This window comes from Pantoea sp. C1E2, from assembly GCF_056491465.1.
Window position 1 is genome coordinate 1,729,437 of the sequence record NZ_JBSZHT010000002.1, and the last position, 21,509, is coordinate 1,750,945.

17 protein-coding genes are annotated in these 21,509 nt (G+C 53.7%); 10 read left to right on the forward strand and 7 right to left on the reverse strand.

Annotated elements, in window-relative coordinates; all coding sequences use genetic code 11:
• The first annotated feature begins 78 nt into the window (after positions 1 to 78).
• A complete protein-coding gene (locus tag ACXI0A_RS08360) occupies positions 79 to 1,719 on the forward strand; it encodes a DUF2813 domain-containing protein (RefSeq protein WP_476151112.1) in 1,641 nt (546 codons plus the stop codon).
• An 87-nt stretch (positions 1,720 to 1,806) separates the two neighbouring features.
• On the opposite strand, the gene cspD is transcribed toward ACXI0A_RS08360, so the two are convergent.
• Complete coding sequence (cspD, locus tag ACXI0A_RS08365; protein ID WP_100702568.1) at positions 1,807 to 2,028, reverse strand: cold shock-like protein CspD; 222 nt, start codon at positions 2,026 to 2,028, stop codon at positions 1,807 to 1,809.
• 322 nt (positions 2,029 to 2,350) lie between these two features.
• On the opposite strand from cspD, the gene clpS reads away from it, so the two are divergent.
• Both clpS and clpA read left to right on the forward strand, forming a co-directional pair.
• Positions 2,351 to 2,671, forward strand: coding sequence for an ATP-dependent Clp protease adapter ClpS (clpS, locus tag ACXI0A_RS08370; RefSeq protein ID WP_039332380.1), 321 nt, complete (start codon positions 2,351 to 2,353; stop codon positions 2,669 to 2,671).
• 55 nt (positions 2,672 to 2,726) lie between these two features.
• Positions 2,727 to 5,006, forward strand: a complete 2,280-nt coding sequence (clpA, locus tag ACXI0A_RS08375) for an ATP-dependent Clp protease ATP-binding subunit ClpA (protein WP_100702570.1) — start codon at positions 2,727 to 2,729, stop codon at positions 5,004 to 5,006.
• A gap of 95 nt (positions 5,007 to 5,101) precedes the next feature.
• Here the strand turns inward: clpA and infA are convergent, their stop codons facing one another.
• The 5 genes from infA to trxB form a co-directional block, all read right to left on the reverse strand.
• Positions 5,102 to 5,320: a translation initiation factor IF-1 gene (gene infA, locus ACXI0A_RS08380; protein ID WP_002211347.1), complete on the reverse strand. Its 219-nt coding sequence runs from the start codon at positions 5,318 to 5,320 to the stop codon at positions 5,102 to 5,104.
• A gap of 347 nt (positions 5,321 to 5,667) precedes the next feature.
• Positions 5,668 to 6,360, reverse strand: a complete 693-nt coding sequence (gene aat / locus ACXI0A_RS08385) for a leucyl/phenylalanyl-tRNA--protein transferase (RefSeq protein WP_034820657.1) — start codon at positions 6,358 to 6,360, stop codon at positions 5,668 to 5,670.
• Positions 6,361 to 6,393: 33 nt separating this feature from the next.
• The gene (gene cydC / locus ACXI0A_RS08390; protein WP_476149409.1) at positions 6,394 to 8,124 is read right to left on the reverse strand and encodes a heme ABC transporter ATP-binding protein/permease CydC; all 1,731 of its coding nucleotides are present in this window, start codon (positions 8,122 to 8,124) and stop codon (positions 6,394 to 6,396) included.
• The gene (gene cydD, locus ACXI0A_RS08395) at positions 8,124 to 9,893 is read right to left on the reverse strand and encodes a heme ABC transporter permease/ATP-binding protein CydD (protein ID WP_476149407.1); all 1,770 of its coding nucleotides are present in this window, start codon (positions 9,891 to 9,893) and stop codon (positions 8,124 to 8,126) included. The genes cydC and cydD overlap by 1 nt, the downstream gene beginning before the upstream one ends.
• Before the next feature lie 146 nt (positions 9,894 to 10,039).
• Entirely contained in the window at positions 10,040 to 11,005 is a 966-nt protein-coding gene (gene trxB / locus ACXI0A_RS08400) for a thioredoxin-disulfide reductase (RefSeq protein ID WP_476149406.1), read from the reverse strand.
• 32 nt (positions 11,006 to 11,037) lie between these two features.
• On the opposite strand from trxB, the gene ACXI0A_RS08405 reads away from it, so the two are divergent.
• The 7 genes from ACXI0A_RS08405 (at position 11,038) to ACXI0A_RS08435 (ending at position 20,605) form a co-directional block, all read left to right on the forward strand.
• A complete protein-coding gene (locus ACXI0A_RS08405) occupies positions 11,038 to 11,259 on the forward strand; it encodes a hypothetical protein (RefSeq protein WP_200570762.1) in 222 nt (73 codons plus the stop codon).
• 266 nt (positions 11,260 to 11,525) lie between these two features.
• The gene (gene lrp, locus ACXI0A_RS08410; protein WP_006118610.1) at positions 11,526 to 12,020 is read left to right on the forward strand and encodes a leucine-responsive transcriptional regulator Lrp; all 495 of its coding nucleotides are present in this window, start codon (positions 11,526 to 11,528) and stop codon (positions 12,018 to 12,020) included.
• Positions 12,021 to 12,139: 119 nt separating this feature from the next.
• Positions 12,140 to 15,610, forward strand: coding sequence for a DNA translocase FtsK 4TM domain-containing protein (locus ACXI0A_RS08415; protein WP_476149404.1), 3,471 nt, complete (start codon positions 12,140 to 12,142; stop codon positions 15,608 to 15,610).
• A gap of 175 nt (positions 15,611 to 15,785) precedes the next feature.
• Positions 15,786 to 16,397 (forward strand): outer membrane lipoprotein periplasmic chaperone LolA, encoded by a 612-nt coding sequence (gene lolA, locus ACXI0A_RS08420; protein ID WP_034820613.1) that lies wholly within the window; start codon positions 15,786 to 15,788, stop codon positions 16,395 to 16,397.
• 7 nt (positions 16,398 to 16,404) lie between these two features.
• Positions 16,405 to 17,751 carry a replication-associated recombination protein A gene (locus ACXI0A_RS08425; RefSeq protein ID WP_224929579.1) on the forward strand — a complete coding sequence of 449 codons (1,347 nt, stop codon included), beginning with the start codon at positions 16,405 to 16,407 and terminating at the stop codon, positions 17,749 to 17,751.
• A gap of 96 nt (positions 17,752 to 17,847) precedes the next feature.
• The gene (gene serS, locus ACXI0A_RS08430; RefSeq protein ID WP_476149401.1) at positions 17,848 to 19,140 is read left to right on the forward strand and encodes a serine--tRNA ligase; all 1,293 of its coding nucleotides are present in this window, start codon (positions 17,848 to 17,850) and stop codon (positions 19,138 to 19,140) included.
• Positions 19,141 to 19,453: 313 nt separating this feature from the next.
• Positions 19,454 to 20,605 carry an MFS transporter gene (locus tag ACXI0A_RS08435; RefSeq protein WP_476149399.1) on the forward strand — a complete coding sequence of 384 codons (1,152 nt, stop codon included), beginning with the start codon at positions 19,454 to 19,456 and terminating at the stop codon, positions 20,603 to 20,605.
• Between the two features lie 53 nt (positions 20,606 to 20,658).
• Here the strand turns inward: ACXI0A_RS08435 and pflA are convergent, their stop codons facing one another.
• Positions 20,659 to 21,399 (reverse strand): pyruvate formate lyase 1-activating protein, encoded by a 741-nt coding sequence (pflA, locus tag ACXI0A_RS08440; protein ID WP_224929568.1) that lies wholly within the window; start codon positions 21,397 to 21,399, stop codon positions 20,659 to 20,661.
• Between the last annotated feature and the right edge of the window lie 110 nt (positions 21,400 to 21,509).

Here is a 21,509-nt window from a genome sequence, read left to right on the forward strand (position 1 = left end):
AACCTTTTACCGGCGCGTTAACTTGACCAACTTAACGCCGCAGACCATGCTCAGGCAAAGCACTCAAGGGATGGCATGATGTTTCTGGAACATATCGATATTCGTGGTTTTCGTGGCATCAATCGGCTGTCGTTGCCACTCACTGATACCAATCTGCTGATTGGTGAAAATGCATGGGGTAAATCCAGCCTGCTGGATGCGCTGACGTTATTATTGGCGCCCGCGGCTGAACCCTATCAATTTACCGAACACGATTTTCACTTCCCGCCGGGCGATGTAGAGGCGCGTCTGCGTCAGCTGCAACTGGTGTTTCGCTTCCGTGCACAAGCGGGCGATGACGAGGCCGTGTTCCAGCCCTTCTGGCAGCGTGATGAAAACGGGCGCTTTATCAGCTTCAGCACTCGCGCGCGCCGCAATGAGCATGGCGTGAAAACCACCTGGCGCTTTATCGACCACAATGGCGATGTGTTGGCGATGGAAGGCACTGAGGCGGCGCTGTCGCATTTGCGCGCCTTCTATCCAGTGCTAAGACTGCGCGATGCGCGCTTTGGCCGGCGCGGACGACACAGCAACATCGATGCAGACCGCCGGGCTACGACGCTGAGTGAGTTGTCACAGGAAGTCGAGAAATTAACCCGGGATTTGGTGGTGCAGCCGCAGAATCTGAGCGACGATTTATTGCGCCAGGGCTTGCACACCATGCAGCAATTGCTGGAGCACTACTTCCTTGTGCAGCAACCGGGCAGCAGCGCGGCGCGGGTCGCACCAGAATTGCGCGACGGTTCACAAGGCTGGCGTTCACTCGACAAGCTTAACCATCTGATTGCGGGAACGGAATCACGCAGTCGTCAGGTGATCCTATTGCGCATGTTCTCTTTGCTGATTCAGGCGCACGGCAATGAAGCGCTTCCGCCGGGTGCCCATCCACTGCTGCTGGTGGAGGATCCGGAAACGCGACTGCATCCGATTATGTTGTCGGTGGCGTGGAACTTGCTGGATTTGATGCCGCTGCAAAAAATCACCACCACCAACTCGGGAGAGTTGTTGTCGCAGGTGCCGCTGGAGAATATTTGCCGGCTGGTGCGTGAGCCCACCCGTGTCGCGGCATGGCGTATTGGTCCTGAAGGATTAAGCGCAGAGGAGAGCCGTCGTATTGGGTTTCATATCCGCGTTAATCGCCCCTCAGCGCTGTTTGCCCGCTGCTGGTTGCTGGTGGAGGGGGAAACGGAAGTGTGGATCATTAACGAACTGGCGCGGCAGCGCGGCTACCATTTTGCAGCCGAAGGGGTCAAAGTCATCGAATTTGCTCAATCCGGTCTTAAACCGCTGTTGAAGTTTGCCCGGCGCATGGGTATTGCCTGGCATGTGTTGACTGACGGCGACGAAGCGGGAATTAAATATGCGTCCAGCGCACGCAGCCAATTGCAGGATCACGAACAAGAGGCGGACCACCTCACGCAATTCCCGGCACCGGATATTGAGCATTTTCTCTATAAGCAGGGTTTCCGCGATATTTATCATCAGATGGCGCACCTGCCGTTAAACGTGCCGATGAATGCCCGGCGTATTATCAGTAAAGCGATTCAACACAGTTCGAAGCCTGAACTGGCAATAGCGGTGGCGATGGCTGCGGCTGAGCGTGGACCGGCGGCGATCCCGTCGCTGTTGGATCAGCTGTTTGCGCGCGTGATGTGGCTGGCACGCGGGCGGGCGGATTGAGGTGGGGTAAATCGCAAAATAAAAATGCCAGCATCTGCGGCTGGCATTTTTTTTCGGGAGTGGTCAGAATGAATGAAGAGGCGCGCGTCAGGCGACTTGCGCGACTTCACAGGGCACAATCAAGCTGGCGTGATTGCCTTTTGGCCCTTCATGGACATCGAACTGAACCTGCTGGCCGGCCTTCAGCGTTCTGTATCCCTCCATCTGAATCGTGGAGTAGTGCGCGAAGATATCCTCGCCGCCGCCGATCGGACAGATAAAGCCGAAGCCTTTGGCGTTGTTGAACCATTTAACAGTACCCGTCTCCATGCTTTTACTTCCCTCGCAAGACATTTTGAACAGTAGGTGAGGTCATTGAAGCTGTGAGTCGAGTTTGTTTAAAACTCAATCAGCTTGTGTAAGTAGAATGTAGAGAAACGGACCTTATCGTCAAGCAAACGGCCCTGGCGGATGGGGAGAAATTCATCAAAATTTGAGGCAGTTAACGCTATTGCAAATTTTGTGATACAGGTCGCGCATGGGCTTTTAGTGCCGTTTTTTCTTCGGGATAGGGTGGCTTGACAGACATGTTAAACTTAGGAATGGGCACAGCAATGTGCACAATCGTAACGCAGAATTTCGACGGAACATTATGGCAAACACAAACGACTGGCTTAATTTCGAACATCTAGCCGAAGATAAAGTACGCGAAGGGTTAAAGCCGCCTTCAATGTATAAAGTCATTCTGAATAATGACGATTATACACCTATGGAATTTGTTATTGACGTAGTCCAAAAGTTCTTTTCTTATGATGTTGAACGTGCAACGCAACTGATGTTGAAAGTTCACTACCACGGAAAGGCGATTTGTGGTGTATTCACTGCAGAAGTGGCGGAAACCAAAGTCGCCCAGGTGAACAACTACGCACGAGAGAATGAACATCCGTTGCTGTGTACGCTAGAAAAAGCCTGAGCCCGTCTCCATATAGGGGAAAGGTTGTCAGAGCGATAATTGGGGGAGGTGCCAAATGCTCAATCAAGAACTGGAACTCAGTTTAAACATGGCTTTCGCCAGAGCGCGCGAGCACCGTCATGAGTTTATGACCGTCGAGCATCTGTTGCTGGCATTGCTCAGTAACCCGTCGGCCAGAGAGGCACTGGAAGCCTGTACGGTGGATATCGTGGCTCTGCGTCAGGAACTCGAAGCCTTCATCGAACAAACCACACCGGTGCTACCAGCCAGTGAAGAAGAGCGCGATACACAACCGACGCTCAGCTTCCAGCGCGTGCTGCAACGTGCGGTATTCCATGTCCAGTCATCCGGTCGCAGCGAAGTGGCTGGTGCGAACGTGCTGGTCGCCATCTTCAGCGAGCAGGAGTCGCAAGCGGCTTACCTGCTGCGCAAACACGAAGTGAGCCGCCTCGATGTGGTGAACTTCATCTCCCATGGTACGCGTAAAGACGAACCGGGCCAGCCGCAGAACAACGCGGAGAATCCGGTTAACGAAGAGCAAGCAGGCGGGGAGGAACGTATGGAAAACTTCACCACCAATCTTAATCAGCTTGCTCGTGTCGGCGGAATCGATCCGCTGATCGGCCGCGATAAAGAGCTGGAGCGTGCCATTCAGGTATTGTGCCGTCGTCGTAAGAACAACCCGCTGTTGGTGGGTGAATCTGGCGTGGGTAAAACCGCCATCGCGGAAGGGCTGGCCTGGCGCATAGTGCAGGGCGATGTTCCAGAAGTGATGAAAGATTGCACCATCTACTCACTGGATATTGGCTCGCTGCTCGCGGGTACCAAGTACCGTGGTGATTTTGAAAAACGGTTTAAAGCGCTACTGAAACAGCTGGAACAAGACACCAGCAGTATTCTGTTCATCGACGAAATTCACACCATCATTGGTGCGGGTGCCGCGTCCGGTGGTCAGGTGGATGCGGCTAACCTGATCAAGCCGTTGCTCTCCGGCGGGAAAATCCGCGTGATGGGTTCAACCACCTATCAGGAGTTCAGCAACATCTTTGAGAAGGATCGTGCGCTGGCGCGTCGTTTCCAGAAGATCGACATTACCGAACCTTCTGTGGAAGAGACCGTTCAGATTCTTAACGGCCTGAAACCGAAATATGAAGCTCACCATGATGTGCGTTATACCGCTAAAGCGGTGCGTGCAGCTGTAGAGCTGGCGGTGAAATACATCAACGACCGTCATCTGCCTGATAAGGCGATTGACGTGATTGATGAAGCCGGCGCGCGTGCGCGTCTGGTGCCGGTCAGCAAGCGTAAGAAAACCGTCAATGTGTCTGATATCGAGACTGTGGTGGCGCGAATTGCGCGTATCCCAGAGCAGAGTGTGTCGGCAACCGATCGCGATACGCTGAAGAATCTCGGCGACCGTTTGAAAATGCTGGTGTTCGGACAGGACAATGCGATTGAAGCGCTGACTGAAGCGATCAAGATGAGCCGTGCTGGTCTGGGTCAGGATCGCAAACCTGTGGGTTCATTCCTGTTTGCCGGTCCAACCGGTGTCGGTAAAACGGAAGTCACGGTGCAGCTGGCGAAAGCCCTGGGCATTGAACTGCTGCGTTTTGATATGTCCGAATATATGGAGCGTCACACCGTTAGTCGTCTGATTGGTGCACCTCCAGGCTATGTAGGCTTCGACCAGGGCGGTCTGCTGACCGATGCGGTAATCAAGCATCCGCATGCGGTGGTGCTGCTGGATGAAATCGAGAAAGCGCACCCGGACGTCTTTAACCTGCTGCTGCAGGTGATGGACAACGGTATGCTGACCGATAACAACGGCCGTAAAGCGGACTTCCGCAATGTGGTGGTGGTGATGACCACCAACGCCGGTGTGCGTGAAACTGAGCGTAAATCGATTGGTCTGATTCATCAGGACAACAGTACGGATGCGATGGAGGAGATCAAAAAGATCTTTACGCCAGAGTTCCGCAACCGCCTCGACAACATTATCTGGTTCCGTCATCTGGATACCACGGTGATCCATCAGGTAGTCGATAAGTTCATCGTTGAGTTGCAGGCCCAGTTGGATGCGAAAGGTGTGTCACTGGAAGTCAGTGATGATGCGCGTGACTGGCTGGCCGATAAAGGCTATGACAAAGCGATGGGCGCACGTCCTATGGCACGTGCAGTGCAGGAAAATCTGAAGAAACCGCTGGCTAACGAACTGCTGTTTGGTTCATTGGTGGATGGCGGTTCAGTTTCGGTGGCGCTGGATAAAGAGAAAAACCAGCTGACTTACCACTTCCTGAGTGCGGAAAAACGTAAAACCGAAGGGACCGTGCACTGATGTGCTGAGTCGTAAATAAGAAAAGGCCGGATGCAAATCCGGCCTTTTTTTTCGCGCTCAGTTACTTGCCACAAACGCGAGATGTGGACAACAACTTAGCGACTACGGAAGACAATGCGGCCTTTGCTCAGGTCGTACGGGGTCAACTCGACAGTCACTTTGTCGCCCGTCAGGATGCGGATGTAGTTTTTGCGCATTTTACCGGAGATATGAGCGGTAACCACGTGCCCGTTTTCAAGTTCTACGCGGAACATGGTGTTAGGTAACGTATCCAGTACGGTACCTTGCATTTCAATATTGTCTTCTTTGGCCATCGAATCCTCTGGGGTGAACTACCAAACTGTTGAACCGGCAAGATAATGCCGAATTCCATGATTTATGTAAAGAACCGTTGGCGATTTTGCCAACGCTTCGCCGTGCGTCGCGCCTTTGCGCGTGCATTACGGAAAAATTCGGGTGTTTTTTGACGTCTGCGGGGGATTAGCGGGCTAAGAAGTTGTCGCAATCGGCATCAAGTGCACAACGGTAACAGCTTCGGGAAATGGATGAGATTCCCAACCTGGCAATTCCGGCTCGCCACAGCGAAGCGCGGACGACATACCAAACTCGCTTATTGTATCACTTTTGTCGGGAATTGTGTGCAAAACATCTGCGCGCAGGGTCAAAAAAGGGTTTGTGTTTGCCAGCAACCGCTTAAAACAGGCTGCCACGCCAGTGTTTGCACATACTGTAAATAATCGACGCGTGGGATTTCAACTGCGCCTAATGAAGCGGTATGCGGGTTAAGCACCTGGCAATCAATCAAACGTCCCTGATGAGCGAGGAAATGTTGCGAGAATACCCACAGCGCTGTTTTTGAAGCATTTTCCTGACGGCTAAACATCGACTCACCACAAAAAATCTGCCCAAGCGCCAGTCCATACATGCCGCCCACCAGGCGATTATCACTCCAGACTTCAATCGAATGGGCATGACCCAATTCATACAAGCGCAGCCAGGCGCGTTTCACTTCGAAAGTGATCCAGGTACCTTCTTGTCTGCCGCTGGCACAGCCTTCCAGTACCTGCGGAAAGGCATGATTCATGGTGACGCGAAAGGGCGAACGGCGGTGAAAACGCGCCATGCTGCGGCTGAGATGAAAAGATTCAGGTAGCATCACGGCACGCGGATCGGGCGACCACCATAAAATCGGATCGCCGGGCGAAAACCATGGGAAAATTCCGCGCTGATAGGCATTCATCAGCCGGGCAGGGGAGAGATCGCCGCCCATCGCCAGTAATCCATTCGGCTCGCGCAGCGCCATCTCCGGCGGAGGAAAATTTAATGAATCCCGTGAAAGTTGTACCAGTCTCATTGCGTCAATTACCCTTCGGGCTGTTCGCTAAGACTATAGCGCAAAGCGCTGGTGGAAACGCCAGTAGCGTCCTGCTTTTGAGATTAATTCGTCGTGCGTCCCTGACTCAATAATCTGCCCCTGATCCATCACGCAAATACGATCCATTGTTGTCAGGCCACTGAGACGATGAGTCACCATGATCACGGTCTTGCCGTGGCTTACCTGACGCAGTAACGTCAGGATCTGCTGCTCAGTGGTGGCATCAAGCCCTTCGGTGGGTTCATCAAGCAACCAGAGATCGCCGTTGTGCAGCAGGGCGCGTGCAATCGCCAGCCGGCGCAGCTCGCCCCCCGACAGCGGGCGGCCACCTTCTCCCATCCACGCGTTGAGCCCTTCATCATGCTCCGCCAAATGAGTAAGTCCGACCTGGTGCAGCACCGCATTGAGTTGTTCATCGCTGGCGACAGGGTTTGCCAGCAGTAAATTATCGCGCAGCGTCTGGCTAAACAGATGTACGCGCTGCGTGACCACGCTAATGCGTTGACGCAGGCTGGCCTCATCCCATTCGGCAAGGGGGATGTTATTCAGTCGAATCTTGCCCTGCTGCGCCTGCCAGCCACGGGTAATCAACGCCAGCAAACTGGATTTACCGCAGCCGGTGGGGCCGAGCAGTGCCAGATGCTCGCCGGTTCGCAGCGCAAGTGAGAATTGGTTAAGTACTGGTTCCGAGCGCTGTGGATAGTTGAAAGTGATATTTTCCAGCATCAGGCTGATGCCCGGATCAGAGTGCGCAGTCGAAGAAGGAAAACGAATTAGGGGCTCCTGCTCAATGATCTCCTGTACGCGTTGTGCCGCACCAGTGACCTGCGACAGCGGCAAGAAGGCGCCCGCAACCGGTGCCAGCGCTTCAAATGCCGCCAGACCGCAGAACACGAAAAGCGCGATGAATGCGCCGGGTGCGCTATCGCCGCCCACGCCCGCTGCAGAGACCCACAAAAGCAAGACCACTGTTGAGCCGCTGATTAACAGTAACAGGCTCTGCGCCAGCGCCTGCAGGCTATGCTGACCGCGCTGCGCCTGCTGCCAGCTGATCTCTTCGGCATCCAGTTTGTTACGCCACAAACCCGCTGCGCCATAAATTTTTAATTCAGCGAGCCCGGTTACCCATTGCGTCAATTGCAAGCGCCAACTGGCTTGATGCTGAGCAATGCGATGCCCGGCTGAAATACCTAATCGCCAGAACAGCGGTGGCATCAGGAGCAGCGTCAGCAGCATGATTGCGCCCAGCAGCAGCGCCAGTGGCACATCTAACATCGCCAGACCGCAAGTGACGACAATAATCACCACCGCGGCACCGACCAGCGGTGAAATCACACGCAGATAGAGATGATCTAACGTATCGACATCACTGACAAAGCGGTTCAGCAGTTCTCCTTGTCTGAAACGCGCCAGTTGTTCAGGTGCCAGCGCCATCAGCCTGCTAAAGGTGAACACACGCAAATGCTGCAGCACCCTGAAGGTGGCATCGTGGCTGACTAAGCGCTCGAAGTAACGCGAAGCGGTGCGGATAATTGCCGCACCGCGCACGCCCGCTGCGGGCAACATATAGTTAAAACTGTACAGGCCAGCTACACCCGCCAGCGATGAGGCTGCGAGGAACCAGCCAGATAGGGTGAGCAAGCCGATACTGGCAAGCAAAGTCGCAATAGCCAAAATGATGCCCAGGCCTAAACGCCATGGATGACGACGAAACAGGCGCAGAAACGGCAATAATGGATTCATCAGACAATCTCCTGCTGGCGATGCTGTACCATGGCGCGCAACGGCCCATCCTGAGCCATCAACTGCTGCCAATTCCCCTGCTGTACCAGTTGCCCGGATTGCATCACCCAGACTTCATCCCAATGGGCGAGATCGTGAAGTTGATGGGTAATCATCAGGGTGGTTTGCTGTGTGGCGGCCTGGTTTAATGCACGCATTACATGCTGTTCACTCTGGCTATCAAGCCCTGAACCGGGCTCATCCAGCAACAGGAGTTGTGCAGGTTTTAACAGCGCACGCGCCACGGCGACGCGTTGCGCCTGGCCGACAGACAGGCCCATGCCGCCATCACCGAGCGGCGTGTCGAGGCCCTGCGGTAAACGAGCGAGAAATTCATCCACGCCCGCCTGTTGTAAAACGCTGCGCAGGGTTACTTCATCAATGCTGCTGTTAAGCGACAGATTTTCGCGCAACGTCGGCGCGGGCAGATGCGGATTTTGACCCACCCATGCCAGATGCTGCTGCCAGTTCTCACGGCTGATATCCCGTAGTTCATACCCATTGACCTGCAGCGATCCCTGATAGGGCAGAAAACCGAGCAGCACGTTCATCAGCGCTGATTTTCCTGCGCCACTTTGGCCCACCAGCGCTACGCGTTTACCCGCTTCTAGGGTAAAATTCAGCGGCTGTGACAACCTTTCACCTTTGGCTGTCATCACCACCAAATCCTGCGCTTCAAGGCTTAATGCGGTTACAAAATCAACTGACAGGCTGGAGGTCGCAGGCGTGATTTCCGGACTCTCGTTGAGGAAACGATCCAGTGCATCGGCGCCTCCAACGGCTTGCGCTTTAGCGTGGTAAAAAGTTCCGAGATCGCGCAGCGGCTGAAAAAACTCGGGCGCCAGGATCAGCGCCAGGAATCCGGCAAACAAGGTCACGCCAGTGCCGTAATGACCGAAATTGAGTTCGCCAAGATAGGAAAAGCCGAAATAGACCGCGACCACAGCAATCGCCAGTGAGGCAAAGAATTCCAATACCGCGGAAGAGAGAAAGGCAAGACGTAGCACTTCCATGGTGCGCTGACGAAAATCCGTAGTGCTTTCAGCGATCGCATGCTGTTCAGCTTCAGCCCGATGGAACAGACGCAATGTTTCACGCCCGCGGAGTCGGTCATAAAAATCGCCGCTCAGGCGCGTCAGCGCCAGGAAGTTGCGACGGTTTGCATCAGCGGCACCCATGCCGACCATCGCCATAAAAATCGGAATCAGCGGCGCTGTCGCGAGCAGAATCAATCCCGCTGCCCAGTTAATTGGGAAGATAGCGATCAGGATGGCAAAGGGGATAAAGACGGCCAGCGACATTTGAGGCAAATATCGCGCGTAATACTCCTGCATCTCTTCAATTTGCTCAAGAAGCAGCGTTGCCCAGCTTCCCGCCGGTTTGCCCTGAACCCAGGCCGGACCGAGATCGTTCAGCTTATCCAGCACCTGTTTACGCAGAGCACGACGGATGGCGACCCCAGCACGGTAACCCGCCATTTCACGCGCATAGTGCAGACCTGCGCGGAGGACAAAGCAAAGCAGTAGCAGGATGAAATCAGTCAGCAGGGCACCGCGCGGTTGTTGCGCCACGATGAGATTTTGCAGTAGCGAGGCCAGCAGCCAGGCCTGAGCAATAATCACCAGCGCGCCGGCAAAACCAAATAACGATGCGGCACGTAAACTGCGTGCGCCATGAAGACGTTGCTGACGAAGCCAGCGAAGAAGATGTTGCTGCCGTGATTTTTCCATGCGAAGCCGTTTGATCACTGATGGAGAGAGGCAAAACCGGATAAAGTGTCCGGAAATATTAAGCGCATGAACTTTAGCATGCAGGCAATAAAAAAGGCGACCAAAACAGGTCGCCTCTTAGCAATTATGATCAGCTTATTAACAAGTTACAGATCGGTTTTAACAAGCCCATCCAGGTAGCGTTCTGCATCCAGCGCCGCCATACAGCCGGTACCGGCAGAGGTGATCGCCTGGCGATAAATATGGTCCATCACATCACCTGCCGCAAAGACGCCAGCAATGCTGGTTTGCGTCGCATTGCCCTGCAGGCCGGACTGGACTTTGATATAGCCGTTTTCCAGCGCCAACTGGCCATCGAAAATTGCAGTGTTCGGGCTGTGGCCGATAGCGACGAATAGACCTGCGACTTCAAGCAATTCAGGCTCTTCACCCTTTGTTGACAGCAGTTTTACGCCGGTCACGCCCATCTGATCGCCGACCACTTCTTCCAGCGTGCGGTCAGTGTGCAGCACGATATTGCCGTTGCGCACTTTTTCCATCAGCCGATCGATCAGGATTTTTTCAGCACGGAAGCTATCGCGACGGTGAATCAAGTGCACTTTCGCTGCGATATTTGCCAGGTAAAGTGCTTCTTCCACCGCAGTATTACCGCCACCGATGACCGCGACTTCCTGATTACGATAGAAGAAACCGTCACAGGTCGCACAGGCGGAAACGCCTTTGCCCTTGAATGCTTCCTCAGAAGGCAGGCCGAGATAACGTGCGGAAGCGCCGGTTGCAATAATCAGTGCGTCAGCGGTGTATTCACCACTGTCACCCGTTAAACGGAAGGGGCGATTTTGCAAATCAACCTTATGAATATGGTCGAAAATAATTTCGGTGTTGAATTTTTCTGCATGCTCTTGCATACGTTCCATCAACGCGGGTCCGGTCAGATCGTTCGGATCGCCTGGCCAGTTCTCAACTTCAGTTGTGGTAGTGAGCTGACCGCCTTTTTCTAGCCCGGTAATCAATACCGGATTCAGGTTAGCGCGGGCGGCATAGACTGCCGCGGTATATCCGGCAGGGCCGGAGCCTAAAATGAGCAGCTTACTGTGTTTGGCCGTACTCATGCGTTCCTCAGTTTTTTTCGACAACATAGTTTTTGATTGTAGGGAAATTAGCGCAGCAAAAAAAGGTTTCAGCAATTTTGATAACAATCGCTGCAAGCGGCGTAGTCGATGAGTGTGAAATTTGCACGCCGATTGCGCCAAAAGGGGGCAATGCTCGGCAAATTCTGGTGCAGCAGCATAAAAATTCTCATTTAAAAACAGCAACCCAGAACTCTATCTGGCATCTTGTACTGAATTTGGATGTTTTACTTTGACAATCGCCTGCTGTTTTGCGAAAACATTACCAGAAGCGGAGAATATTTAGCGGTTCAAAACAGAATTTCATTTCTGTTTTGCACATTTTTGCCGGATAAACTCAGTCTGACATTGGTAATGACGCATGATGTGGACAGACAACATGCTTCATACGGATGGATGCGTTACTGCACAGACTTATCGTCTTCACTTCAGTAAGGCCCTGAACAATGAGCGTTTTCAGGGTGTGGCAGGTAAAGGGAAGGAATTAAGAGAGACAATAATAATGGTAGACAATAAGAAACGCCCCGGTAAAGACCTGGATCGTATCGACAGAAACATTCTGAATGAATTGCAGAAAGACGGTCGTATTTCCAATGTTGAGCTTTCAAAACGTGTTGGCTTATCACCTACGCCGTGTCTTGAGCGTGTGCGTCGCCTGGAGCGTCAGGGCTTCATTCTGGGTTACACCGCACAGCTGAATCCACATTATCTGGATGCTTCACTGCTGGTATTCGTTGAGATTACTCTGAATCGTGGTGCGCCAGATGTGTTTGAGCAATTTAACGCCGCTGTGCAAAAACTTGAGGAAACTCAAGAGTGTCACCTCGTTTCCGGTGACTTTGACTACCTGTTGAAAACTCGCGTGCCGGACATGTCCGCCTATCGTAAGCTTTTGGGTGAAACCTTGCTGCGCCTGCCGGGTGTAAACGACACTCGTACATACGTGGTAATGGAAGAGGTCAAACAGAGCAATCGTCTGGTGATCAAAACCCGTTGATGCAGGGCAGGTGCATAACTTGCAGGAATTCGGTACACTCCTGTGAATTCATACAGGAACAGCGTCGGGCTTGCCCGGCGCTGTTGCCTTCTTAATTTACAGGCACCTGGAGAGTTCTCTTGAGCCAGGAATATACAGAAGATAAAGACGTTTCGTTACAACCGCTGAGCAGTGGACGCAGGCTGCTGGAAGCGTTGCTCATCCTTGTGGCCCTGTTCGCCATCTATTTGATGGTGTCGCTGGTTAGCTTCAATCCTTCCGATCCAAGCTGGTCGCAGACCGCCTGGCATGAACCGATCCATAATTTGGGCGGCAGTGTTGGCGCATGGCTGGCGGATACCCTCTTATTCATTTTCGGCGTGATGGCGTATGCCATTCCTCCGGTGATCATTGGCTTGTGCTGGATTACATTCCGTCAGCGCGATCGCCAGGATTACATCGATTACTTTGCGGTGGGCTTGCGCCTGATTGGCGTGCTGGCGCTGGTGGTGACCACTTGCGGTTTAGCCGCGCTGAACGTCGATGACATCTGGTACTTTGCTTCGGGCGGTGTGATTGGCAGCCTCGTCAGCAATGCTATGGCACCCTGGTTCAGTTCTGCAGGCGGTACTTTGACGCTGATCTGTGTCTGGGCGGCAGGTATTACCTTGTATACCGGGTGGTCGTGGCTAACCATCGCCGAAAAAATCGGTAGCGTGGTGATGGGCGTGCTGACCTTTGCCAGCAACCGCTCACGTCATGACGAACCCTGGCAGGAAGAAGATGAGTACGAAGAAGAGGAAGAGCATGCAGAACAGGCTGCGCTTCCGCTTCGTGCTGCGCAATCGCATGAGGAAGATGATGACGTTCTGCTGGCTAAACCGCGTAAAGTGGCCGAGCCTATCGCCGAACAGTTGCCGGATGATCCTCTGTTAGCCAAAGCCAGTGCAGCAACTGCAGCGGCCATTGCGGTGACCGCTGAAGCTGCACACCAGGCTCCCGTTGTGCAGCCCCCGGTGGTCAACGCAGCAGCCGAGCCGGCTCCTATGCATCACAGCGCTGATGAGGCTGCGCTAGCACAGCCTGTTGCAGCACCGCCATCTGCGCCTGAACCGGTTATCCAACCCGCGCCGCCGCTCTATCGCTTTGAAGTCCCGAGCGAACCTGCGCCTTCAACGTTCTCACCGGTGGATGATGATGAAGGGCCGCGCATGGGGAACTGGCAGGACGCCGCTCAATCATCCGCTTCTCTGAACACAGCGGCAGCCGCAGCGTTGGGTGCAGCAGCAGCGAAAACGGCTTCAGCTTATATGCCGGCATTCGATGTGGTGCCTGAGCGCGATTATAATCCTCAGGTGAAGCAGGGTATTGGCCCTGAATTACCGCGTCCGAACAAAGTTAAACTGCCTACCCGTCGTGAGCTGGCTTCTTACGGCATTAAGTTGCCGTCACAGCGTATGGCGGAAGACAAAGCGCGAGAAGAAGCCGAACAGCAACTGCCTGAAATGACGGCGACCTATCATGAACCTCTACAGGATCATGAAGAGGATACTGCGTTGCAGGAAGCCCAACTGCGCGAAGCGTTTGCGTCCCAGCAACAGCAGCGCTATGCAGAGACCGGACAGCATCAAGTCGAAGATGATGAAGAGGATCTGCATCAGGCTCAGTTGGCCAATCAGTTTGCGGCTCAGCAGCAACAGCGCTATCAGCAACCTGAAGCCAATGAAGGCCCGGCATTTAACCTGGATACCTCATCGGCCTTTGATTTTTCGCCAATGAAAGACCTGGTCGATGACAGCCCCAGCGAGCCGTTGTTTACCATTGCTGCGACGCCTGAGCCGGAAGCTCCTGCGCAGTGGCAACAACCTGCTGCACCACAGCCTCAAGCACCTGCACAGTGGCAGCAACCAGCCACACCGCAGCCTGAAGCGCCTGCGCAATGGCAACAGCCTGCTGCACCTCAGCCGGAAGCCATGCCTTCGCTGAATGAACACAACAGCCCGTGGTCATCATCCGAGTCAGAGAGTTATTCTGCGCCAGCAGAAGCGCCTCAACCGGTTGCTCCTGCGCAAGACAGCCTGTTCCATCCGTTCCTGGTGCGCCATGAACGTCCGCTGGAGAGGCCTTCCACGCCGCTGCCGACACTCGATCTGCTGACCTCGCCGCCTTCGGAAGAAGAGCCGGTGGATATGTTCGCGCTTGAGCAAACGGCACGTCTGGTGGAAGCGCGTCTGGCCGATTATCGTGTGAAAGCCGAGGTGGTGGGCATCTCGCCTGGCCCGGTGATTACCCGCTTTGAGCTTGATCTTGCGCCTGGCGTGAAAGCCGCCCGTATCTCTAACCTGTCGCGCGATTTGGCTCGTTCGCTTTCAGCCGTTGCGGTTCGTGTGGTGGAAGTGATTCCAGGCAAGCCGTATGTCGGGCTGGAATTACCGAACAAACATCGCCAAACCGTGTATCTGCGTGAAGTGCTGGACTGCGACAAGTTCCGCGATAACCCGTCACCGCTGGCGGTGGTGCTGGGTAAAGATATTTCGGGTCAACCGGTGGTAGCCGATCTGGCGAAGATGCCGCACCTGCTGGTTGCCGGTACCACCGGTTCCGGTAAGTCGGTCGGTGTGAACACCATGATCATCAGCATGCTGTATAAAGCCACGCCGGAAGAAGTGCGCTTTATCATGATCGACCCGAAAATGCTGGAGCTGTCCGTCTACGAAGGCATTCCGCATTTGCTGACTGAAGTGGTCACCGATATGAAAGATGCGGCGAATGCGCTGCGCTGGAGTGTCGGTGAGATGGAGCGTCGCTACAAGCTGATGTCTGCGCTAGGCGTGCGTAACCTTGCCGGTTACAACGAGAAAATTGAGCAGGCAGCTGCCATGGGGCGCCCAATTCCAGACCCATTCTGGAAGCCGGGTGACAGCATGGATACCACGCCGCCTGTGCTGGAAAAACTGCCGTATATCGTGGTGTTGGTGGATGAGTTCGCCGACCTGATGATGGCGGTAGGTAAGAAAGTCGAAGAGTTGATTGCTCGCCTGGCGCAGAAAGCGCGTGCAGCGGGTATTCACCTGGTGCTGGCGACGCAGCGTCCGTCGGTGGATGTGATTACCGGCTTGATCAAAGCCAACATCCCTACGCGTATCGCCTTTACGGTTTCCAGTAAAATTGACTCACGTACTATTCTCGACCAGGGTGGCGCGGAATCGCTGCTAGGCATGGGTGACATGCTATACATGCCGCCTAACTCCTCAATGCCAGTGCGTGTCCACGGTGCCTTCGTGCGCGATCAGGAAGTGCACGCGGTGGTGCAGGACTGGAAAGCGCGTGGACGTCCGCAATACATCGAAAGTATTACTGCCGGTGAAGAGAGCGAGAGCGCAGCGGGTGGTCTCGACGGTGATGAAGAGCTTGATCCGCTGTTCGATCAGGCAGTCTCATTTGTGGTGGAGAAACGCCGCGCTTCAATCTCCGGTGTGCAGCGTCAGTTCCGTATTGGTTACAACCGAGCCGCGCGCATCATTGAACAGATGGAAGCGCAGGGTATTGTTTCTGAACCGGGCCACAACGGTAACCGCGAAGTGCTATCGCCGCCGCCACACGAGATGTAATTTAGCGCACGCCATGACTTACTTCTGGGCCAGTTAACACTGGCCCGTTGTTTATCTGCAGAACGATCCCCATATCTTTGGGAGCTTTCGGCTTTTTCTTCTGTCGAACAGACAGAGCGGCAACTACGTTTAATGCAGTAAGTGTCGGGAAACCATCAATAAGGAATCGAATCAGATGAAATTACGCGTTATTGCCTGCGGCCTGCTGGCCGGTTTTGTTTCTTCGTCGGTACTGGCGGATGCATCGAGCGATTTGCAGCAGCGTCTGAACAAAGTGAACAGCTTCCATGCCAGCTTTAGCCAGAAAGTGACAGATGGCAGCGGTGCAAATGTGCAGGATGGTGAAGGTGAGCTGTGGGTTAAGCGTCCGAGCTTGTTTAACTGGCACATGACCGCGCCAGACGAAAGCGTGATTATCTCCGATGGCAAAAACCTGTGGTTCTATAATCCGTTTGTAGAACAGGCCAGCGTTAGCCTGCTGCAGAACGCCACCAGCAATACGCCGTTTATGCTGATTGCGCGTAACCAGCCCAGCGACTGGCAGCAGTACAACATCAAACAGCAAGGCGACAATTTCGAACTGACGCCGAAAAGCAGCGATGGCAACCTGAAGCAATTCACCATTAATGTCTCTGCATCAGGCACCATCAATAAATTCAGTGCGATTGAGCAAGATGGTCAGCACAGTGATTATCAGCTGAAGAGCCAGAAAAACGGTGCGATTAGCCCAGATAAGTTCACCTTTACACCGCCTAAAGGGGTAACGGTGGACGATCAACGTCAGTGAGGTCGCGGTGAGTAACCTGTCCCTGGATTTCGCCTCTTCAAATGAGTTCCAGCCCCTGGCCGCGCGCATGCGGCCAGCCACATTGCAGCAGTATATCGGCCAACAACACTTATTGGCGGCGGGAAAACCGTTGCCTCGTGCGATTGAGGCCGGGCATCTGCATTCAATGATTTTGTGGGGGCCACCAGGAACAGGCAAAACAACGCTGGCAGAGATCATTGCGCACTACGGCAAAGCAGATGTTGAGCGTATTTCTGCCGTGACGTCCGGTGTGAAAGAGATCCGCGAAGCCATCGAGCGCGCCCGGCAGAATCGTCAACTGGGTCGTCGTACCATTCTGTTTGTGGACGAGGTACACCGCTTTAACAAAAGCCAGCAGGATGCCTTTCTGCCCCATATTGAAGATGGCACCATCACCTTCATCGGTGCGACCACCGAAAATCCCTCATTTGAACTCAACTCGGCACTGTTATCCCGTGCGCGCGTCTATCTGCTGAAATCGCTCACCACGGAAGATATCGAGCAGGTGTTGACCCAGGCTATGCAGGACAGTGCGCGAGGGTACGGTAACAGCGACATTCTGCTACCAGAAAACACCCGGCGCATGATTGCTGAACTGGTGAACGGCGATGCACGCCGTGCGCTGAATACGCTGGAAATGATGGCGGATATGGCAGAGAGCAATGCGCAAGGACAGCGTGAACTGACGCCTCAGTTGCTGAATGAAGTTTCCGGCGAAAGAGCGGCGCGCTTTGATAACAAAGGCGACCGTTTTTACGATCTGATTTCGGCGCTGCATAAATCCGTGCGCGGCTCAGCGCCGGATGCGGCGCTCTATTGGTATGCCCGCATTATTACGGCCGGTGGTGACCCGTTGTACGTTGCACGCCGCTTACTGGCGATTGCTTCGGAAGATGTGGGCAATGCCGATCCGCGTGGCATGCAGGTGGCTATTTCGGCATGGGATTGTTTCACCCGCGTCGGACCTGCAGAAGGCGAGCGCGCGATTGCACAGGCCATCGTTTATCTCGCCTGCGCGCCAAAAAGTAATGCGGTTTATACCGCGTTCAAAGCGGCCATGCGCGATGCGCGAGAATTCCCGGATTACGATGTGCCAGAACATCTGCGCAATGCGCCCACCAAATTGATGAAAGAGATGGGGTTGGGCAAAGAGTATCGCTATGCGCATGACGAACCCAATGCCTATGCGGCTGGAGAGGTGTTCTTCCCACCTGAAATGGCGCAAACGCGCTACTATCAACCCACCAATCGGGGGCTTGAAGGGAAAATAGGCGAAAAACTCGCCTGGTTGGCTGAACAGGATCAAAATAGCCCGATAAAACGCTACCGCTGATAAACGCCTTACGGTAAGGTGAGCAAGTATTTCAATGCATTCCAGTGGGATGCATCCCTTCATTCGTTCAACCAACCTTAATTACACAGGATAAGCATGCTCGATCCCAATCTGCTGCGTAATGAGCCAGACGCAGTCGCTGAAAAACTGGCACGCCGAGGATTCAAACTGGATGTGGAAACGCTGCGCTCGCTTGAAGAGCGTCGTAAAGTACTGCAGGTAGAAACTGAAAATCTGCAGGCAGAGCGTAACTCCCGATCCAAATCCATCGGTCAGGCCAAAGCGCGTGGGGAAGACATCGAGCCACTGCGTCAGGAAGTGAACGTGCTGGGCGAACGCCTTGATGCGGCGAAGGTTGAGCTGGATACATTGCAAAACACCATTCGCGATTTCGCCCTCTCGCTACCAAACCTGCCGGTCGATGAAGTGCCGCTGGGTAAAGATGATAGCGAGAATCAGGAAGTCAGCCGCTGGGGTCAGCCGCGTCAGTTTGATTTCCCGGTAAAAGATCACGTTGAGCTGGGTGAAGCACTCAAAGGCCTCGATTTTGCTGCTGCAGTGAAACTGACCGGTTCACGTTTCATCGTGATGCAGGGTCAGATCGCTCGCCTGCATCGTGCGCTTAGCCAGTTCATGATTGATCTGCACACTCAGCAGCATGGTTATCTGGAAACTTACGTGCCGTATCTGGTCAACCATGAGACGCTGTTTGGTACGGGCCAGTTGCCAAAGTTTGGTGAAGACCTGTTCCACACCAAGCCTTTGGGCGAAGAAGCGGGCAGCAGCAACTATGCACTGATTCCGACGGCGGAAGTGCCGCTGACCAACCTGGTGCGTGATGAGATCGTGGAAGAAGAAAATCTGCCGATCAAACTCACTGCCCACACGCCGTGCTTCCGCTCTGAAGCAGGTTCTTACGGACGCGACACCCGTGGTCTGATCCGTATGCACCAGTTCGATAAAGTTGAGATGGTGCACATCGTTGCGCCTGAGACTTCCATGGATGCACTGGAAGAGCTGGTCGGTCACGCCGAGAAAGTCCTGCAGTTGCTGAACCTGCCGTACCGCAAAGTACTGCTGTGCACCGGTGATATGGGCTTTGGCTCTGCCAAGACTTATGATCTGGAAGTATGGTTGCCAGCGCAGGATACCTATCGTGAGATCTCCTCTTGCTCCAATATGTGGGATTTCCAGGCGCGTCGCATGCAGGCTCGCTGCCGCAGTAAAACTGACAAGAAGCCTCGTCTAGTGCATACATTGAACGGTTCTGGCCTGGCAGTTGGACGTACATTGGTGGCGGTGCTGGAAAACTACCAGCAGGCTGATGGCCGCATCGAAGTACCTGAGGTACTGCGTCCTTATATGGGCGGACTGGAAATCATTGGTTAATCGATGCTTTCTGACAACAAAACCCGGCAATGCCGGGTTTTGTTATTTCTGGCCACAGCCGATTATTTTTTAGTAAGAATTAATCAGAAATAAACGTTATCGTCAGCAGACTCCCTCAAAACACGAAAATCCATAAATTCATGCAGATAGCGTTAGGTTCTGATGATGATATATCTCCTCTAAGCTGCTGAAGATAAAAATAATAAATTGTTCAGCAGCAAATTGTGCTGTGGCGATTTTTTGCCCGTTGACTTTAAAATAGCGAATGGCAAACTGCGCGCAATTATCTCCATTTCTTTGGTTTTTAATCCCTATGTCTACCTGGTCGCGCCCCGTCGTGTTGCTGCTCTGCGGCTTAATGCTAATGACGGTGTCTATTGCTGTGCTTAATACGCTGGTACCGCTTTGGCTTACTCATGATCAACTGCCGACATGGCAGGTGGGTATGGCCAGCTCAGCCTATTACACCGGGAATCTACTGGGGACATTGCTGGCGGGCTGGTTAATCAACCGCTATGGCTTTAATCGCTGTTTCTATCTGGCCAGCGCACTGTTTGCTGTGGCAACCATGGGAATGGTGCTGTTAGAGGGCTTCTACTGCTGGACCGCGCTGCGTTTCGTTGCCGGTGTGGGTTGTGCGCTGATCTGGGTCGTAGTAGAGAGTGCATTACTGTGCAGCGGTACCGTGCGTAATCGCGGCCAACTGTTGGCAGCCTACATGATTATCTATTATCTCGGCACAGTAGCGGGCCAGTTGCTGGTGAGTCGCGTTTCGACTGAACTCCTGCATGTGATCCCATGGGTTACCGCGCTGATCGTCTGTGCCGTGTTACCCGTGGTCTTCCTGCGTGTTAATGCCAGTGCAGCCACCGAAGAAACTTCAACCGGACACATCTGGACTATGCTACGCCGCCGCAGTTCACGTTTAGGGATTAACGGTTGCGTGATCTCCGGCATCGTACTGGGTTCACTTTATGGTCTGATGCCGCTCTATTTGTCACATCAGGGCATGAGCGATGCCAATGTCGGTTACTGGATGGCGCTGCTGGTCAGTGCGGGCATTGTTGGTCAATGGCCGGTGGGACGTCTTGCAGACCGCTTCGGGCGTTTAATGGTTTTACGCGTTCAGGTGTTTGTGGTGATTTTGGGTGCCATCGCCATGTTGGGTAACACCGCGATGGCGCCTGCGCTGTTTGTCCTCGGTCTGGCTGGCTTCACGCTGTATCCCGTGGCAATGTCCTGGGCTTGTGAAACCGTTGCGCATCATGAGCTGGTTGCTATGAATCAGGCGCTGCTGTTCAGCTATACCATTGGCAGTCTGGTCGGGCCGGGGATGACGTCGATGCTGATGCAGAACTACTCTGACCGTTTGCTGTTTGTGATGATTGCGGCCGTCGCGCTGGTCTATCTGGTGATGCTGCTGCGTAAAGCCGATCAGCACGCCACCCCCATCGCACATGCTTAATATCTGAATGTTTTGAATAAAAAAAGAAAGGGAGCGGTAAGCTCCCTTTTTTGTCAGTACATCACTTCGTGACCATAACCCGCCAGGATATTTTTGACCCGTTCCATGGTCTCTTTACTCGGCGGTTTGACTCCATCCAGTTTGTACTCTTCACCCATGGCAATCCATTTGTGCTTGCCCAATTCATGGTAGGGCAGTAGCTCAATCTTCTCGACGTTCTCCATATCCTTAGTGAATTCGCCGAGGCGATGCGCAGAGTCATCATCATCGGAATAGCCGGGCACCACCACAAAGCGAATCCAGGTGCGCTTGCCTTTCTTCTGCAGATAACGTGCGAAATCGAGGGTGCGATGATTGGAGACACCAACCAGAATCTGGTGCACATCATCATTAATTTGTTTCAGATCGAGCATCACCAGATCGGTGGCATCCAGCAGTTCATCGATGACCGGATCGTAACGACGTACAAAACCGTTGGTATCCAGACAGGTATGAATGCCCTCCGCTTTGCATGCACGGAACCAATCGCGCACAAACTCGGCCTGTAAGATCGCTTCCCCTCCCGATGCCGTCACACCGCCGCCAGAGGCATTCATAAAGTGGCGATACGACAACGCATCCTTCATTAAATCTTCTACCGTAACCTCTTTACCTCCGTGAGTGTCCCAGGTATCGCGGTTATGGCAGTAGAGGCAGCGCATCAGGCAGCCCTGGAAGAAGGTGATAAAACGGATACCGGGACCGTCAACGGTGCCGCAGGATTCGAATGAGTGGATACGACCGATGGTTGACATTGCGATGTTTTCTCCGGGTTAGCCTCAACATCAGGCAGCACAATCTGTGTTGTGCTCTTGGATTAAAGTCGATTTTGCCAGGCTGCCAGCGAAAGCAAACTGGCAAAACA

What these genes read in the sequence shown, in the direction of transcription:
- ACXI0A_RS08360 (WP_476151112.1), top strand. Translation starts at nt 79, where the DNA reads ATGTTTCTGGAACATATCGATATTCGTGGTTTTCGTGGCATCAATCGG.
- cspD (WP_100702568.1), bottom strand. Translation starts at nt 2,028, where the DNA reads ATGGAGACGGGTACTGTTAAATGGTTCAACAACGCCAAAGGCTTCGGC.
- clpS (WP_039332380.1), top strand. Translation starts at nt 2,351, where the DNA reads ATGGCAAACACAAACGACTGGCTTAATTTCGAACATCTAGCCGAAGAT.
- clpA (WP_100702570.1), top strand. Translation starts at nt 2,727, where the DNA reads ATGCTCAATCAAGAACTGGAACTCAGTTTAAACATGGCTTTCGCCAGA.
- infA (WP_002211347.1), bottom strand. Translation starts at nt 5,320, where the DNA reads ATGGCCAAAGAAGACAATATTGAAATGCAAGGTACCGTACTGGATACG.
- aat (WP_034820657.1), bottom strand. Translation starts at nt 6,360, where the DNA reads ATGAGACTGGTACAACTTTCACGGGATTCATTAAATTTTCCTCCGCCG.
- cydC (WP_476149409.1), bottom strand. Translation starts at nt 8,124, where the DNA reads ATGAATCCATTATTGCCGTTTCTGCGCCTGTTTCGTCGTCATCCATGG.
- cydD (WP_476149407.1), bottom strand. Translation starts at nt 9,893, where the DNA reads ATGGAAAAATCACGGCAGCAACATCTTCTTCGCTGGCTTCGTCAGCAA.
- trxB (WP_476149406.1), bottom strand. Translation starts at nt 11,005, where the DNA reads ATGAGTACGGCCAAACACAGTAAGCTGCTCATTTTAGGCTCCGGCCCT.
- lrp (WP_006118610.1), top strand. Translation starts at nt 11,526, where the DNA reads ATGGTAGACAATAAGAAACGCCCCGGTAAAGACCTGGATCGTATCGAC.
- lolA (WP_034820613.1), top strand. Translation starts at nt 15,786, where the DNA reads ATGAAATTACGCGTTATTGCCTGCGGCCTGCTGGCCGGTTTTGTTTCT.
- serS (WP_476149401.1), top strand. Translation starts at nt 17,848, where the DNA reads ATGCTCGATCCCAATCTGCTGCGTAATGAGCCAGACGCAGTCGCTGAA.
- ACXI0A_RS08435 (WP_476149399.1), top strand. Translation starts at nt 19,454, where the DNA reads ATGTCTACCTGGTCGCGCCCCGTCGTGTTGCTGCTCTGCGGCTTAATG.
- pflA (WP_224929568.1), bottom strand. Translation starts at nt 21,399, where the DNA reads ATGTCAACCATCGGTCGTATCCACTCATTCGAATCCTGCGGCACCGTT.